Origin of the sequence: Pseudomonas sp. SR18 (genome assembly GCF_023701505.1) — a bacterium.
GTDB classification, from domain to species: domain Bacteria; phylum Pseudomonadota; class Gammaproteobacteria; order Pseudomonadales; family Pseudomonadaceae; genus Aquipseudomonas; species Aquipseudomonas cyclaminis.
Genome location: NZ_JAMQAU010000001.1, coordinates 734,656 through 748,795, shown reverse-complemented (window position 1 = coordinate 748,795; position 14,140 = coordinate 734,656). Strand labels below are relative to the sequence as shown.

14 protein-coding genes are annotated in these 14,140 nt (G+C 60.7%); 10 read left to right on the top strand and 4 right to left on the bottom strand.

Annotation, left to right across the window (positions count from 1 at the left end):
- Positions 1-3: 3 nt before the first annotated feature.
- From NDJ82_RS03500 to NDJ82_RS03475, 6 genes are all read left to right on the top strand, one after another.
- The gene (locus NDJ82_RS03500; RefSeq protein WP_250924936.1) at positions 4-609 is read left to right on the top strand and encodes a tRNA-uridine aminocarboxypropyltransferase; all 606 of its coding nucleotides are present in this window, start codon (positions 4-6) and stop codon (positions 607-609) included.
- A 141-nt stretch (positions 610-750) separates the two neighbouring features.
- On the top strand, positions 751-1,653 hold the full coding sequence (cysM, locus tag NDJ82_RS03495; protein ID WP_099584064.1) for a cysteine synthase CysM: 903 nt from the start codon (positions 751-753) through the stop codon (positions 1,651-1,653).
- A complete protein-coding gene (gene rlmD, locus NDJ82_RS03490) occupies positions 1,653-3,005 on the top strand; it encodes a 23S rRNA (uracil(1939)-C(5))-methyltransferase RlmD (RefSeq protein ID WP_250924935.1) in 1,353 nt (450 codons plus the stop codon). The genes cysM and rlmD overlap by 1 nt, the downstream gene beginning before the upstream one ends.
- Positions 3,006-3,126: 121 nt before the next feature.
- On the top strand, positions 3,127-5,370 hold the full coding sequence (gene relA / locus NDJ82_RS03485; protein ID WP_099584066.1) for a GTP diphosphokinase: 2,244 nt from the start codon (positions 3,127-3,129) through the stop codon (positions 5,368-5,370).
- The gene (gene mazG, locus NDJ82_RS03480) at positions 5,370-6,203 is read left to right on the top strand and encodes a nucleoside triphosphate pyrophosphohydrolase (protein WP_191959200.1); all 834 of its coding nucleotides are present in this window, start codon (positions 5,370-5,372) and stop codon (positions 6,201-6,203) included. Before relA ends, mazG begins: the two co-directional genes overlap by 1 nt.
- Positions 6,204-6,228: 25 nt before the next feature.
- Positions 6,229-6,774: a DUF2058 domain-containing protein gene (locus NDJ82_RS03475; RefSeq protein ID WP_099584068.1), complete on the top strand. Its 546-nt coding sequence runs from the start codon at positions 6,229-6,231 to the stop codon at positions 6,772-6,774.
- Between the two features lie 99 nt (positions 6,775-6,873).
- On the opposite strand, the gene NDJ82_RS03470 is transcribed toward NDJ82_RS03475, so the two are convergent.
- The 4 genes from NDJ82_RS03470 to purM all read right to left on the bottom strand — a co-directional run bounded on the left by NDJ82_RS03470 (position 6,874) and on the right by purM (position 9,771).
- Entirely contained in the window at positions 6,874-7,062 is a 189-nt protein-coding gene (locus NDJ82_RS03470; RefSeq protein WP_003175379.1) for a hypothetical protein, read from the bottom strand.
- Between the two features lie 278 nt (positions 7,063-7,340).
- A complete protein-coding gene (locus NDJ82_RS03465; RefSeq protein WP_112196394.1) occupies positions 7,341-8,054 on the bottom strand; it encodes a DUF3108 domain-containing protein in 714 nt (237 codons plus the stop codon).
- A gap of 8 nt (positions 8,055-8,062) precedes the next feature.
- Complete coding sequence (purN, locus tag NDJ82_RS03460) at positions 8,063-8,713, bottom strand: phosphoribosylglycinamide formyltransferase (protein ID WP_099584070.1); 651 nt, start codon at positions 8,711-8,713, stop codon at positions 8,063-8,065.
- Positions 8,713-9,771 (bottom strand): phosphoribosylformylglycinamidine cyclo-ligase, encoded by a 1,059-nt coding sequence (gene purM / locus NDJ82_RS03455; protein ID WP_017527563.1) that lies wholly within the window; start codon positions 9,769-9,771, stop codon positions 8,713-8,715. The genes purN and purM overlap by 1 nt, the downstream gene beginning before the upstream one ends.
- A 343-nt stretch (positions 9,772-10,114) precedes the next feature.
- On the opposite strand from purM, the gene NDJ82_RS03450 reads away from it, so the two are divergent.
- The 4 genes from NDJ82_RS03450 to NDJ82_RS03435 all read left to right on the top strand — a co-directional run bounded on the left by NDJ82_RS03450 (position 10,115) and on the right by NDJ82_RS03435 (position 14,030).
- Complete coding sequence (locus tag NDJ82_RS03450) at positions 10,115-11,155, top strand: DUF2066 domain-containing protein (RefSeq protein WP_250924934.1); 1,041 nt, start codon at positions 10,115-10,117, stop codon at positions 11,153-11,155.
- 35 nt (positions 11,156-11,190) lie between these two features.
- Entirely contained in the window at positions 11,191-12,264 is a 1,074-nt protein-coding gene (locus NDJ82_RS03445) for an AI-2E family transporter (RefSeq protein WP_250924933.1), read from the top strand.
- Between the two features lie 203 nt (positions 12,265-12,467).
- On the top strand, positions 12,468-13,172 hold the full coding sequence (gene hda, locus NDJ82_RS03440; RefSeq protein WP_099584072.1) for a DnaA regulatory inactivator Hda: 705 nt from the start codon (positions 12,468-12,470) through the stop codon (positions 13,170-13,172).
- 213 nt (positions 13,173-13,385) lie between these two features.
- Entirely contained in the window at positions 13,386-14,030 is a 645-nt protein-coding gene (locus tag NDJ82_RS03435; protein WP_099584073.1) for a C40 family peptidase, read from the top strand.
- Positions 14,031-14,140: the final 110 nt, after the last annotated feature.

Sequence of the window (14,140 nt, the reverse complement as noted above, 5' to 3'; positions counted from 1 at the left end):
ACCATGTCCAGACCCCAATGTTCCCGTTGCCTCAGGCCCGTCACCCATTGCCTGTGCCCGCTGATCCCCAGCCTCGACAGCCGCACCCGCGTGTTGCTATTGCAGCACCCGAGCGAGGTCAACCATGCGCTCAACACCGCGCGGTTGGCGGCGTTGGGCTTGAACAATGCACAGTTGGTGGTGGGTGAGGTGTTTGATGATTTGGCGACATTATTGAACCCGTCGGGTTATCAGGCGCGCCTGCTGTTCCCCGCCGACGACGCGCAGCCGCTGCAGGCCTATGTGCCCGGGGAGCAGCCTCTGTTGTTGGTGGTACCCGATGGCACCTGGCGCAAGGCGCGCAAGTTGCTGCACCTCAATCCGTTACTGGCGGCGTTGCCACGGGTGACCTTGGCCGACGGCGGTGTATCGCGCTATCGGCTGCGCAAGGCACCCGGGCCGGGGGCCTTGTCGACCATTGAAGCCATCGTTCAGGCGTTGCAGGTATTGGAAGCGCCATTGTCGTTCGAGCCGTTGCTCAAACCCTTTGAAGCGTTGATCGAAGGGCAGATTGCGGCGATGGGGGATGAGGTCTTCCATAAAAATCATGGCGACGGTCGGCCTGGCTAGCAGGTTCATCGAGGTGCGGCCATCGGGGGCAAGCCCAGTCACCTTATTCCTTTAAGCCATAAGCACCGCACTTTGCGTGATATGGCCCGCCGGCCTTTCCCGGTATGATGTGCGCCCCGCAGTCTGGATTGCGAATACGCCATGACCTTGCAGTACCCTACAATCGCCGATTGCGTCGGCAACACGCCCCTGGTCCGCTTGCAACGCATGGCGGGTGAAACCAGCAATACCCTGTTGCTCAAGCTCGAAGGTAACAACCCCGCAGGCTCGGTCAAGGACCGTCCGGCGCTGTCGATGATCACCCGTGCCGAATTGCGCGGGCAGATCAAGCCTGGCGACACCCTGATCGAAGCCACCTCGGGTAACACCGGGATCGCCCTGGCCATGGCCGCTGCGATCAAGGGTTACAAGATGGTGTTGATCATGCCCGACAACGGCAGCGCCGAGCGCAAGGCGGCGATGACCGCCTATGGCGCCGAGCTGGTGCTGGTGACCCAGGAAGAAGGCATGGAAGGCGCCCGCGATCTTGCTGAGCGCATGGCCGCCGAAGGCCGTGGCCAGGTGCTGGACCAGTTCGCCAATGGGGACAACCCCGAGGCGCACTACACCAGCACCGGCCCGGAGATCTGGCGCCAGACCCAAGGCACCATTACCCATTTCGTCAGCTCCATGGGCACCACCGGCACCATCATGGGCAACTCGCGCTATCTCAAGGAGCAGAACCCGGCGATCCAGATCGTCGGCCTGCAACCGATGGAAGGCTCGGCTATCCCTGGCATTCGCCGCTGGCCCGAAGAGTATCTGCCGAAGATCTACAACGCCACGCGCGTGGATCGCATCATCGACATGGCCCAGCGCGAAGCCGAAGACACCACCCGCCGCCTGGCCCGTGAAGAAGGCATCTTCTGCGGCGTGTCCTCCGGCGGCGCCGTGGCCGGTATGTTGCGTTTGTCCAAGGAAGTGGAAAACGCGGTGATCGTCGCGATCATCTGTGACCGAGGCGACCGTTACCTGTCGACCGGCATTTTCGACGAACCCAACTGATGGCCAAGCACGAGAGAGGCCTGCGCTTCCAACCGACGGGCGGCAGCCGGGCCCCACAGATCCCCGTGGGCAAGAAGCAGCGCCTGACCATCGAGCGCCTGGCCAATGACGGCCGTGGCATCGTGTTCTTTGAAGGCCGCACCTGGTTCGTCAATGGCGCGCTGGCTGGTGAAGAAGTCGAAGCGCGGGTGCTGGGCGCCCACGGCAAAGTGGTCGAGGCCCGCACCGAGCGGGTGTTCAAGGCCAGCGAACTGCGCCGCCCGGCGCCGTGCGCCCACGTTGGCCGCTGCGGCGGTTGCAGCGTGCAGCACTTGCCCCACAACGAACAACTTGCCCTGAAACAGCGCATGCTCGCCGAGCAACTGTCCCGTGTGGCCGGTGTCGAACCGCAAGAGTGGGCCGCGCCGTTAAGCGGCCCCGAGTTCGGTTACCGACGCCGTGCCCGCGTGGCCGTGCGCTGGGATGCCAAGGCGAAAAACCTCGAGGTGGGTTTCCGCGCAGTGGCCAGCCAGGACATCGTCGCCATCGACGATTGCCCGGTGCTGGTACAGGCCTTGCAACCGATCATGCAACGTCTGCCGAACATGCTGCGGCGTCTAAGCAAGCCTCAGGCACTGGGGCATGTGGAGTTGTTCAGTGGCTCGTCCGTCGCCGTGTTGCTGCGGCACATGGCGCCGTTGTCGGAAGCGGACCTGCTGATCCTGAAAGAATTCTGCAGTTTCCATGAAGCCCAATTGTGGCTGCATGGCGAAGGCCAGCCGGAACCGGTTGAGCCCGATCAGTCACTTGGGTTTCGATTGGACGCCTGGGACCTGGCGCTGGCGTATCGACCAGGGGATTTTGTCCAGGTCAACGCCGGGGTCAACGAGGCGATGGTTGCCCAGGCCCTGGACTGGCTGGCGCCGCAGCCCGATGAACGGGTGCTGGACCTGTTTTGTGGGCTGGGCAACTTTGCCCTACCACTGGCAAAACAGGTGCGAGAAGTGGTGGCGGTGGAAGGTGTGCAGACCATGGTGGACCGGGCCGCACAGAACGCTACCAGCAACAATTTGCATAATGCGCAGTTTTTTCAGGCCGATTTGTCCCAGCCTTTGACTGACGCAGATTGGGCCAAACAGGGCTTTTCTGCGGTACTCTTGGATCCACCCCGCGATGGTGCCCAAGAGGTTGTGCGCAAGCTCGCCACCCTGGGGGCCAAGCGCCTGGTGTATGTGTCCTGCAACCCGGCGACGCTGGCGCGGGACACGGTTGAGTTGGTCAAGCAAGGCTACCGGCTAAAACGTGCCGGGATCCTCGACATGTTTCCGCAGACAGCGCATGTCGAGGCCATGGCGTTATTTGAAGCGGGCTAGGATGCCCGTTTAATCCGACTGGCCTGCATTCTCCAAGGCCGTGATCTGCCAGGGAGTTTGCAGCAAAAGGTCGGCATGATTTTTGGCGCATCCAAGGTGCGTCGTAGGGAAGGTAAGCAAGATGGTACAGGTGAGAGCACACCAGCCGATCAACACCGACGGCAGTATCAACCTGGAGGCATGGCTGGATCATGCCATCAGTGTCGACCCGGCACTGGACCGTGAAGCCTTGAAAGCAGCCTGCGAGTTCGCTCGCGAGTCTGAGCAGCAAGACAATGCGGCCAAGAACCTGTGGGCCGAAGGCACTTCCAGCTTTCGCACCGGGTTGGAGATCGCCGAGATCCTTGCCGATCTCAAGCTGGACCAGGATTCGCTGATCGCCGCCGTGCTTTATCGCGGCGTGCGTGAAGGGCACATCCAGTTGCCGACCGTCAGCCAGCGTTTCGGCGCGGTGGTAGCCAAACTGATCGACGGCGTGCTGCGTATGGCCGCCATCAGCGCCAGCCTCAGCCCGCGCCAGTCCATGGTGCTGGGCACTCAGGGCCAGGTCGAGAACCTGCGCAAGATGCTGGTCGCCATGGTCGACGACGTGCGCGTCGCTCTGATCAAACTGGCCGAACGCACCTGCGCAATCCGTGCTGTGAAGACCGCCGACGACGAGAAACGCAACCGCGTCGCCCGCGAAGTCTTTGACATCTACGCGCCGTTGGCCCACCGCCTGGGCATCGGTCATATCAAATGGGAGTTGGAGGACTTGTCCTTCCGCTACCTGGAACCTGATCAATACAAACAGATTGCCACGTTGCTGCATGAGCGGCGGCTCGACCGTGAGCGCTTTATCAGCGACGTGATGGGCCAGCTGCGCGCCGAGTTGCAGGCCACCGGTGTCGACGCCGACATCAGCGGCCGCGCCAAGCACATCTATTCCATCTGGCGCAAAATGCAGCGCAAGGGCCTGGCCTTCAGCCAGATCTATGACGTGCGTGCGGTGCGCGTGCTTGTGCCGGAAATGCGCGACTGCTACACCGCGCTGGGCATCGTCCACACCCTGTGGCGGCACATTCCCAAGGAGTTCGACGACTACATCGCGAACCCCAAGGAAAACGGCTATCGCTCGCTGCACACGGCGGTGATCGGCCCCGAGGGCAAGGTGCTCGAAGTGCAGATCCGCACCCATGCCATGCACGAAGAAGCAGAGCTGGGCGTGTGCGCGCACTGGCGCTACAAGGGCACCGACGTCAAGGCCGGGTCCAACCAGTACGAAGAGAAAATCTCCTGGCTGCGCCAAGTGCTGGAATGGCACGAAGAACTCGGCGACATCGGCGGCCTGGCCGAACAACTGCGGGTGGATATCGAGCCGGACCGGGTCTACATCTTCACCCCCGACGGCCACGCCATCGACTTGCCCAAAGGCTCCACGCCCCTGGACTTCGCCTACCGCGTGCACACCGAGATCGGCCACAACTGCCGTGGCGCCAAGATCAACGGGCGCATCGTGCCGCTCAACTACAGCCTGCAGACCGGTGAACAGGTCGAGATCATCACCAGCAAGCACGGCACGCCGAGCCGCGACTGGCTGAACCCGAACCTGGGCTACATCACCACCTCGCGGGCGCGGGCGAAGATCGTCCATTGGTTCAAGTTGCAGGCGCGGGACCAGAACGTCGCTGCCGGCAAGACCCTGCTCGAACGCGAACTGGGCCGCCTGGGCCTGCCTCAGGTGGACTTCGACAAGCTGGCCGAAAAAGCCAACATGAAGATCGCCGAAGACATGTTCGCCGCCCTCGGGGCTGGCGACCTGCGCCTGGCGCAACTGGTCAACCTGGCCCAGCAACTGGTCGAGCCGGAACGCGGCAACGAACAGCTTGAGCTGATCCCGCGCAAAGCCACCGGCTATAAGCCCGGCAAGCGCGGCGATATCCAGATCCAGGGCGTGGGCAACCTGCTGACGCAAATCGCCGGTTGCTGCCAACCGTTGCCCGGCGACGCCATCGTCGGCTACATCACCCAAGGCCGTGGCGTCAGCATTCACCGCCAGGACTGCGCCTCGGTGCTGCAACTGGGCGGGCGCGAGCCGGAGCGGATTATCCAGGTCAGTTGGGGCCCGGTGCCGGTGCTCACCTACCCGGTGGACATCATTATCCGCGCCTACGACCGTTCCGGCTTGCTGCGAGACGTGTCGCAAGTGCTGCTCAACGAGCGGATCAACGTGCTGGCGGTCAACACCCGCTCGAACAAAGAGGACAACACCGCATTGATGTCCCTGACCATCGAGATTCCGGGATTGGACGCATTGGGCCGGTTGCTGGGGCGGATTTCCCAGCTGCCGAACATCATCGAGACACGGCGTAACCGCACACCATGATGTATTCGCTGGAAGACCTGCTGCACTTGATGAGCCGCCTGCGGGACCCGAAATACGGGTGCCCGTGGGACATCAAGCAAACCTACGCGACCATCGTCCCGCACACGCTGGAAGAAGCGTATGAAGTGGCTGACGCCATCGAGCGCGGCGACTTCGATCACCTGCAAGGTGAGCTGGGCGACTTGTTGTTCCAGGTGGTGTATTACAGCCAACTGGCGCGGGAAGAAGGGCGTTTCGAATTTGCCGGAGTGATCGACAGCATCACGCGCAAGCTGATCCGACGGCATCCTCACGTGTTTCCCAGCGGCGATCTGTACGCGCCGCTGGATACCCCGCAGTTGAGCGAAGAGCAGGTCAAGGAACGCTGGGAGCAGATCAAAGCCGAGGAGCGCGCGGAAAAATCCGACGCGCCGGAGCAACTGTCCCTGCTCGATGATGTGCCCACCGCGCTGCCGTCCTTATCCCGTGCCGCCAAGTTGCAAAAGCGCGCCAGTCAGGTTGGTTTCGACTGGCCATCGGCGTTGCCGGTGGTGGACAACGTGCGCGAAGAGCTGGATGAAGTGCTCGAAGCCATGGCTGATAACGACTCGGTGGCCATTGCCGATGAAGTCGGTGACCTGCTGTTTGCGGCGGTCAACCTGGCCCGTCACCTCAAGATCGACCCGGAAACCGCGCTGCGTGGCGCCAATGCCAAGTTCGAACGACGTTTCCGATTTATCGAACAGGCATTGCGCGACACCCGTCGTCCCATAGAAGATTGCACCCTCGAAGAGTTGGACGCCCTGTGGGGCGAAGCCAAACGTCAGGAAAAGAATGTGTCCAGCTGCGGTTGAGCAGTTGCCTAAGTGAGTAAGCACCATGAGCCTTTCCCTTCGCGACCAGTTGCTCAAAGCAGGTCTGGTCAACCAAAAGCAGGCCAAACAGGTCGGCAAAGAGAAACAGAAGCAGCAGCGCCTGGTCCACAAAGGCCAGATCGAGGCGGATGACACCCAGGCTCGCCTGGCCATTGCGGCGCACGCCGAGAAGGTCAAGCGCGACCAGGAACTGAACCGCCAGCAGCAGGAGAAAGCCGAGGCCAAGGCCCGCACGGCCCAGGTCAAGCAATTGATCGAAACCTCGCGCCTGCCCAAGCTGACCACCGAGGACTACTACAACTTCGTGGATGACAAGAAGGTCAAGCGCCTGTCGGTCAACACGCTGATGCGCAACAAGCTGAGCAACGGCTCCCTGGCGATCGTGCACCACGGTGGCGGCTACGAGGTGATCCCGCGCGAAGCGGCGCTGAAGATCCAGGAGCGCGCACCGGAGCGTATCGTGCAGCTCAACATCCTCACCGAAAGCCAGGTGCCGGATGAAGACGATCCATACGCGGCCTACCAGATCCCCGATGATCTGATGTGGTAAGGCTGTAAAACAACAAACCCCGCACTTAACAGGCGGGGTTTTTGTTTGCAGGCACTCCAGCTGCTGTGTGGGGCCGGGTGCCTGCGGGATTTCAGTGTTTCAGGAGCTTTGTGCCTGGCGTTTCATCTCAAGCGATTCAAGCTCGTTTTTATAATTATGAGCATCGCTCTCGTTGTGAAACATGCCGACCAGCAGGTCTTGTTGGTGTACATCCCAGATGTGAATCCCATGGCCCAAGGCTTCGTGGGACATATGTTCGTCGTCGCGTTCAGTTACTTTTACAGTCATCTGCTTGCTCCAATCTCTGGTGGGTCTGCGGCAAGTCGTCGCAGGCCTTTTTTATACGATTTGTTAGCTTGCTAAGTAAACCGCTTTAGCGGTTTATGACAGAAGTTTCATGTTGATGTCAGGCTTTGAAGAAATGTACTAGCCCCTCCCACACTTGAGAATGCGGTCGAATGTGGGAGGGGGCTTGCCCCCGATAGCGCCAGAAGCTTCAACGCAAAACCACCAGGCGAAAAAAAGCCCCGCATTCAGCGAGGCTCCCGTTCAGCTCATCCGCGCAATCAGTTGCCTTTGACAGCCTTGCCGTCAACGGTACCGTCCTGCAGCATGATGTTGTACTCCTTGCCGTCAGTCTCAACCTGGCGCAGGGCAACCAGGATGCCGCCCTGGTCCTTGGCAAACCACATCTGGGTGATGCGCTTACTCTGAGTCGGGTCACGCACGCGCTCGACCTTGATCGCGTCGATGGAGCCTACTTTGGTCTGGACCTTTTCCGGGCCGATCACGCGGAAGTCGTAAGTGTCGACGTCGGTGCCTTCCACCACGTTGTAGCTCATGCTCTTCTTGCCGGCCGCCACATCGCGTTGCAATGCCAGCTGGTAGGTCGACTTGTCGAGCATGCCGCTTTGCAGGGGCACGTTGACCGGGTCTTTGTTTTCAAAGCCGGTGACTTTCTTGGCGGTCTGGTCGAAGTCCAGGTTGATCTTCTTCGCCTTGCCCAGGCCGCCACGCTCGAAGGTGTAGCTCTTCGGTTGCAGGGCGTCCTTGTCAAACAGGATCACGCTGGTTTCGGTGAGGCTGGCGATCATCATGGAAGCCTTGAAGTTCAAGGTCCAGGTACCATCGCCATTCTTGGCCAGGCTGCGTTCAGCCGAACCACTCATGGGCAACTGTTTCCAGTCGGCGGTGTAGCTGACGGAGAAGGGGTGAAGGTCTGCCGCTTGCACGGCAGGCAAGGCGAACAGCGCAAAAGCGAAGAGCAAGGCGCGACGCATAAAATCTCCTAGGTTCGAATCAAGTGGCCGCTGGCCGCGAGTAACTGACCGTCCAATAATGCACCCTGGTCACCGAGAATCAACCGCCCTTCGGCAAACCAGCGCACAGCCAGCGGGTAAATCCTGTGTTCCTGGGTATGAACCCGTTGCGCAAGTGTCTGCGCCGAGTCGTCAGACTCTACCGGAACCACTGCCTGTACGACCAGAGGCCCGCCATCGAGTTCCTCGGTCACAAAGTGCACGCTGCAGCCATGCTCGCTGTCACCGGCGTCGAGGGCGCGCTGATGGGTGTGCATGCCTTTGTATTTGGGCAGCAGGGAAGGGTGGATGTTGAGCAGGCGCCCGTCGTAATGCCGTACGAAATCAGCGCTGAGGATGCGCATGAAACCGGCCAGTACCACGAGTTTGGGGTTGAAGGCGTCGATGAGTTCGATCAAGGCGCTGTCGAAGGCCTCGCGGCCCTCGAAAGCCTTGTGATCCAGCGAGCGGGTATCGATACCCGCGTCCCTGGCGCGTTGCAGGCCGTAGGCGTCGCTGCGGTTGGAGATCACCGCCGCGATGCGCACCGGGCTGTCGCCGGTGCGCGTGCTGTCGATCAGGGCCTGCAAATTACTGCCGGTGCCGGAGAGCAGCACCACGACATCACAGGTCTGGGACATTAATGAGCCTTGAGGTTCTTCAGTTCAACCTGGGCCGCGCCTTCGGCAGCGGTGGCGATCTGACCGATGACCCAAGGCTGCTCGCCGGCTTCACGCAGGACGTTCAGCGCGGTTTCCACGTGCTCTTGCGCCACGCAGATCACCATGCCCACGCCGCAGTTGAGCACGCGGTGCATTTCGGTTTCGTTGACGTTGCCTTTCTCTTGCAGCCAGTCGAAGACCGCAGGACGCTGCCAGCTGGCCACGTCGACAATCGCCTGGGCGCCTTTTGGCAGCACGCGCGGGATGTTGTCCAGCAGGCCGCCGCCGGTGATGTGGGCCATGGCCTTCACCGCGCCGGTGTCCTTGATCAGCTTGAGCAGTGGCTTGACGTAGATGCGGGTCGGGGCCATCAGCAGGTCGGTCAGCGGCTTGCCGTCGAGTTGGATGTTCTCGATGTCGGCGCCGGACACTTCGATGATCTTGCGGATCAGCGAGTAGCCGTTGGAGTGCGGGCCGGAGGACGGCAGGGCAAGCAGGGCGTCGCCGGCAGCCACTTTGGAGCCGTCGATGATGTCGGCTTTCTCGACAACGCCAACGCAGAAACCGGCCAGGTCGTAGTCTTCGCCTTCGTACATGCCTGGCATTTCAGCGGTTTCGCCGCCGACCAGGGAGCAACCCGACAGTTCGCAACCCGCGCCAATGCCGGTAACCACTTGGGTAGCGGTCTCGACGTTGAGCTTGCCGGTGGCGTAGTAGTCCAGGAAGAACAACGGCTCGGCGCCGCACACCACCAGGTCGTTGACGCACATGGCAACCAGGTCGATGCCGATGCTGTCGTGCTTGTTCAGGTTCAGTGCCAGGCGCAGCTTGGTGCCCACGCCGTCGGTGCCGGACACCAGAACAGGCTGCTTGTAGCCGGCCGGGATTTCGCAGAGGGCGCCAAAACCGCCCAGGCCGCCCATGACTTCGGGGCGCGCAGTGCGCTTGGCGACGCTCTTGATGCGTTCGACCAATGCTTCACCGGCGTCGATGTCTACACCGGCGTCCTTGTAGCTCAGGGAGGGTTGCTTGCTCATGATCCAGGCCTTTAGGGGGGATTCAGGGGTAACGACCGAGCGGGCAGGCGCTTTTGGTAAAAGGCCCGGCCGGGGACGGTCTGCGAAGGCGCGCGATTTTATCAGGCTTGAGGGGCAGCGGCCATCCTCGGGCCGACGGGCAGGGCCATATAGGTTAAAAAAATGCTAATCGCCTCAGCCGTGGCGCGTATTAAGGTATAGCCTTGAACCCGCTATCGTTATGACAGCATGAAAACTTACCAGGACCCTGTGAATGTTTTGCCGGTCGCCGTGGTCACAGCCATGGCAAACCGAGTTCACGCGGTCTGTTCCAGCCGCTAAATTTGTCGTTCGGGAATCTTCCATGCGTCTGTGTAAATTCTTCTTTGTGGGCTGCTTGTCGTTGGTCAGCCTGGCGAGTCATGCCGAAACCCTCAATGGCCTGTATCAAGTACTTGAACCCGTCACCAGCCAATCGCCCCAAGAGCGCGATCAGGCGACCCAGCGCGCTGTGCAGACCCTGGTGATCCGCCTGACCGGCGACGCCAAGGCCGCCGATGGCGCAGGCCTGGCGGCGATTCGCAAGGATCCGCAGCAAATCATCACCCAGTACGGCTACGACGCCGGCCCGCCCGAGAGCCTGCAAGTGGACTTCGACCCCGTCACCACTGACCGTGCGCTGCGTGATGCGGGCCTGTCGATCTGGGGTAGCAATCGGCCGTCGATCCTCGGCTGGTGGCTGAACGACTCCACCGAAGGAAGTAGTCTGGTGGGGGATGGCCAGACCGTTGCCCAGGCGCTGCGGCGTGCCGCGCAACACCGTGGCTTGCCGTTGCGTCTGCCGTTGGGGGATCTGGATGAACAGGTCGTCGCCACGGCGCCGAACCTGGAGAGCGCTGACGCCACGCCGTTGCGCGCCGCGTCCGAGCGCTATGGCGCTGATGCCTTGCTCGCCGTGCACGCGCGTCAGGAAGGCAATCAATGGCAGGCCAAATGGCGTCTCTGGCTGGGTGAGAAGAGCGATCAGGGCACTGTGCAGGGCGCCGACACCGGCGCGGTCGCCGATGCCGTGATGCTGGCGGTCAGTCAAAAACTGGCACCGCGTTTTGCGGTCAAGCCGGGCGTGAGCACCGAACAATTGCTGGAGGTGCAGGGGATGACCCTGGAGCATTATGCCGCGCTGGGTCATCTGCTGGAGCCGTTTGGTGGCCAGCCGCAGTGGGTGGATGGCAACCGCATTGTGTACCGGGTCAATGGCAGCGCCGATCAGTTGCGTACCCAGTTGAGCCTGGCCAAGTTGCAGGAGATTCCTGCGGGTGAGGCGCAGGCCGCGCAGCCGGTCGTTGAAGGCGCGCAACCGGCTGGCGCCCCTGAGCCTCAGGCACAACTGCGTTTTCGTTGGTAACAGTTCTTCCTTATATAGAAGCAATGGAGTGGTTTATGGCGGATACGCGTCGTTGGGTGTGGCTTGGCGGGATCGTCCTGCTGTGCGTTTTTGTGTTCTTGCTGCATTCGATCCTGACGCCGTTCCTGGTTGCGTTGTTGCTGGCCTATCTGTTCGATCCGGTGGTGGATCGCCTGGAAAAAGCCGGCCTGTCGCGGACCTTGGGCGTAGTGGCAGTGTTTACGCTGTTCACCTTGATCATCACCGCGCTGGTGCTGGTGCTGGTGCCGATGCTGGCCAAACAACTGTTTCGCCTCTATGAGCTGGCGCCGCAGATGCTCGACTGGTTGCAGCACACGGCAATGCCGTGGGCCCAGGCCAAGTTGGGGCTGTCGGACGGTTTCTGGAAGTTCGACAAGGTCAAGGCGGCGATCAGCGAGCATATGGGGCAAACCACCGATATCGTCGGTGTGATCCTCAGTCAGGCCACGGCGTCGAGCCTGGCATTGATCGGCTGGTTGACCAACCTGGTGCTGATTCCGGTGGTTGCGTTCTACCTGCTGCGCGACTGGGACATCATGATGGCCAAGATTCGTAGCCTGCTGCCGCGTGATCGTGAGGAGCGCATCGTGTCCCTGGCCGGTGAATGCCATGAAGTGTTGGGTGCATTCGTGCGTGGCCAGTTGTTGGTGATGTTGGCCCTGGGGGTTATCTACGCCGCCGGCCTGATGGCCATCGGCCTGGAGCTGGGCCTTTTGATTGGCTTGATCGCAGGTCTTGCCGCCATTGTTCCTTATATGGGCTTTGTGATTGGTATCGGTGCGGCGCTGGTAGCTGGTCTGTTCCAATTTGGCGGCGACCTGTACCCGATGCTCGGGATTGTTGCGGTGTTCATGGTCGGCCAGGCCCTTGAAGGCATGGTGCTGACGCCGTTGCTGGTGGGGGATCGGATCGGGCTGCACCCGGTTGCGGTGATCTTTGCGATCCTGGCGGGCGGCGAGCTGTTTGGCTTTACTGGTATCTTGCTGGCATTGCCGGTGGCCGCGGTGATCATGGTGCTGGTGCGCCATATGCACGATCTGTACAAGGATTCGGATGTGTACACGGGCGTCGAAGACCCCGACCTGTAACCGCTGCGTCACAAACCCGGCTCCGGCCGGGTTTGTTGTTTATGGGGTGGTGGCGTCAAACAATCCGCGTAAAACCGGCAAGTTAACGCAAACCTTTGATTTTGCTTGTGGTCTGCTGCATTGTGCACCCGGCGTCACGGGTATAAACTTTGCAAACTTTACACAGAGGCCACTAGCGGTTCGATGGGAGCCGTTCAGTCAGCATGAAACCGATTCAGCTGCCCTTAGGTGTGCGTCTGCGTGATGACGCCACCTTTATCAATTACTACCCAGGCGCCAATGCCGCTGCACTCGGCTATGTCGAGCGGCTCTGCGAAGCCGACGCCGGGTGGACTGAAAGCCTGATCTATCTGTGGGGCAAGCACGGCGTGGGGCGTACCCACCTGTTGCAGGCCGCTTGCCTGCGCTTCGAGCAGATCGGCGAGCCGGCGGTGTACCTGCCCTTGGCTGAGTTGATGGATCGCGGCATCGGCATCTTCGATAACCTTGAGCAATACGAACTGGTGTGCCTGGATGACCTTCAGGCGATTGCCGGCAAGGCCGATTGGGAAGAGGCGCTGTTTCATCTGTTCAACCGCTTGCGTGACAGCGGTCGGCGTTTGTTGATCGCTGCCTCCACCTCGCCGCGCGAGTTGCCCGTCAAGCTGGCTGACCTCAAGTCGCGCCTGACCCTGGCGCTGATCTTCCAGATGCGCCCGCTGTCCGACGAAGATAAATTGCGTGCCCTGCAATTGCGTGCCTCCCGTCGCGGCCTGCACCTCACCGACGAAGTCGGGCACTTTATCCTCACCCGTGGCACTCGCAGCATGAGTGCGCTGTTCGACTTGCTCGAACAGCTCGATCAGGCCTCCTTGCAGGCCCAGCGCAAGCTGACCATCCCGTTCCTCAAAGAAACCCTAGGCTGGTAGCCAGCCCTTTGTTTTCAAGGGTTTTGGCAAATTCCAGGCGTCAGAAAACCCGCGTTTGGGCCGGTTTGGCCACGCGAAAGGCGTCTATAGGGTGTTAAGGGCTTAGATGTCATAGTCCAAACAAGAAGTCACATAGATCACGATTGAATTTGCAAATCGATGTGATAGAGGGCATAGTCTCGGCTTCTTTACACATCAGCCACGGTCGTGCCCATGCTAAATCGCTTCGCACCCCTCGTGCCTCTCGCACTCGTTACCCTGTTGTTTGGTTGCGCCTCCCACCCTCAACAGGTGGTTGAGCAGCAAAAGCCTCAACAACATGCCCAGGCAAAATTCGTTGCAGCGCAGTCTTCCACTGTCTATCAGGAAGCTCTTTATAAAGAAGAGCAGGCAACCGAGAAAGAACTGGCCGACTTCTCCGGCAACAAGCCTTATCAGCTTCCAGTTCTGGCCGACAGCATCCTCGAACGTGGCATGTCCCTGATCGGTACTCGTTACCGTTTCGGCGGTACCTCTGAAGCTGGTTTCGATTGCAGCGGTTTCATCGGTTATCTGTTTCGTGAAGAGGCTGGCATGAACCTGCCACGCTCCACTCGCGAAATGATCAACGTGAAAGCACCGTTGGTCGCGCGCAACAACCTCAAGCCCGGTGATCTGCTTTTCTTCAGTACTGCAGGCCGTGGTCGTGTCAGCCACGCCGGTATTTACCTGGGCGATAACCAGTTCATCCACTCCAGCAGCCGTCGCAGTGGCGGTGTTCGAGTCGACAGCCTGGGCGACAGCTACTGGAGCAAAACCTTCATCGAAGCCAAGCGTGCACTCGCCATGGCCCCGACGACAGTTACCGCTAGCAAGTAAACTTAAAGTGATACTTGAAGTTTGACGTGTAAGCGCTAGAATCCCTGGACATTGTTGTAATCCGTTCGCGCGAGCCTTGCTTGCGCGTTCTGGTTTTCAGCGTTCGGCAG